Origin of the sequence: Sphingobium sp. SA916, from assembly GCF_002894065.1 — a bacterium.
GTDB lineage: Bacteria > Pseudomonadota > Alphaproteobacteria > Sphingomonadales > Sphingomonadaceae > Sphingobium > Sphingobium fuliginis.
The window spans coordinates 1-1,430 of the sequence record NZ_LXYF01000008.1 but is presented as its reverse complement, the minus strand read 5'-3'; the positions used below and the strand labels follow the sequence as shown (position 1 = coordinate 1,430).

3 protein-coding genes are annotated in these 1,430 nt (G+C 53.2%); 2 read left to right on the top strand and 1 reads right to left on the bottom strand.

Annotated features, from left to right (window positions below; all coding sequences use genetic code 11):
• Positions 1 to 219: 219 nt before the first annotated feature.
• Both A8G00_RS24975 and A8G00_RS03320 read left to right on the top strand, forming a co-directional pair.
• On the top strand, positions 220 to 579 hold the full coding sequence (locus A8G00_RS24975; protein WP_172451740.1) for a hypothetical protein: 360 nt from the start codon (positions 220 to 222) through the stop codon (positions 577 to 579).
• Positions 580 to 620: 41 nt separating this feature from the next.
• Positions 621 to 983: a hypothetical protein gene (locus A8G00_RS03320; RefSeq protein WP_125445826.1), complete on the top strand. Its 363-nt coding sequence runs from the start codon at positions 621 to 623 to the stop codon at positions 981 to 983.
• 18 nt (positions 984 to 1,001) lie between these two features.
• Here A8G00_RS03320 and A8G00_RS24685 read toward each other — a convergent pair whose 3' ends face one another.
• Positions 1,002 to 1,238: a hypothetical protein gene (locus A8G00_RS24685; RefSeq protein ID WP_146032545.1), complete on the bottom strand. Its 237-nt coding sequence runs from the start codon at positions 1,236 to 1,238 to the stop codon at positions 1,002 to 1,004.
• Between the last annotated feature and the right edge of the window lie 192 nt (positions 1,239 to 1,430).

The window sequence follows — 1,430 nt, the reverse complement described above, 5'->3', positions numbered from 1 at the left end:
TCGGCGCCGATTTTTTCAAGGAGGATTTGGGCTTCATCTTCGTTCCTTCGTCACTACGACGAAGCCCAAATCCTCCTTAAATCACAACCTCAATCTGTGCCATTGGCGCTGACGGCGGACAGTCGGCAGAGTATGGTTAACGCCCACTCATCACGAACATAGATGACTGAACGTATCAAATCCCTATACCAGCGCCTATGAACGAACTACGTTTCCGCTTTGAACGAACCTGATGACGAATGGTGTGGCGAGCTATTCGTGTCTGTCGCTGCTGACGGCTGTGCTGGCATAGGCTCAGCTTGGTTCAACAAGGAGCAACTGCGCGAGTTTGCGACGGCACTTACAGCGTTTCCTCTATCCGCTGACAACCCAGTGCGGCTTGATGGTAGCCTTGGCGGCAATGACCAAACACCGCCTCAAACGACAATCGACCTCACACTTGAGCCTTTTGATGTGCGGGGAGCGGTTCGTGTCACAGCGAAACTCGAATCGACAGTTTGGCAAAATGCGGACCGCGAGCTTCCCAAAACGGTCTCAACGCGGTTTCAAGTTCTGACGCGCAAGGTAGTGGTCCAGTAAGGAACGACGTATATACACTGACCGAACAAGTGGGGTTTAACGTGGAAGACGATATTAAGCAGGCTTGTAAGGATGAACAGGCGCGTGTCTTGGAACGTGCCATAGCCCTTCCGTTGCCAGACGCCGTTTTCACCATCTTTCATTACAATGAGCGCGAAAGGCGCTCACATTTCGATCCCATCCCGTTCACCGTTCTCTATGTGGACCACGATCCTGAAGCGGTCGCGGATTGGCAGCGCCGTGTCAGCAAGCTGTGGAGTGGCGCATATGATGTTGGTGATGCTTGGCATCGCCATGATGGGACATACGAAAAAATCCGCGCAGATTATGAAACCGCAAATCCAGGCTTCAACGCCCACACCTACGAGCGGGCAGAATACTACGGCCTGTTTCTTTCCCGCTAACGCGGAAAACAGCCCCGCCTATGGTCGATGACGTTTTCTGTTGACGCATAAGCGGATTATGCCCGCGAGAATGCCTATCCCAACCACGGTCACAAGAATGCGCGTCGCATTGATTTCGTAATTGCATTCTTCGCTGTTGCAGTGGGCGATACGGAAACTCATGAAGTTATAAGCAAGCGCCCCTAACGCGATGGCTGCAAGGCTACCCCACAGGGTGCCCGCACTCAGAAACCAAGGGTCGCTCTTCTTCGTCATTCATTCGCATAGCAGACCAGTAGCGAGCTGGCCAAAACGGCGAAATCGCAATTTTTTGCGGTTTTTAGCGGTTAGCGTCCGCGCTCGTGGTGTAATTTCTGGTGTAGATTGAGATGATCGCATGGGGTGGGGCATGCCGCACCCCATGCGATTTCGATCTCGGTGGCCACCGGGCTCATCGGTAAGGTGGAG

What these genes read in the sequence shown, in the direction of transcription:
- A8G00_RS24685 (WP_146032545.1), bottom strand. Translation starts at nt 1,238, where the DNA reads ATGACGAAGAAGAGCGACCCTTGGTTTCTGAGTGCGGGCACCCTGTGG.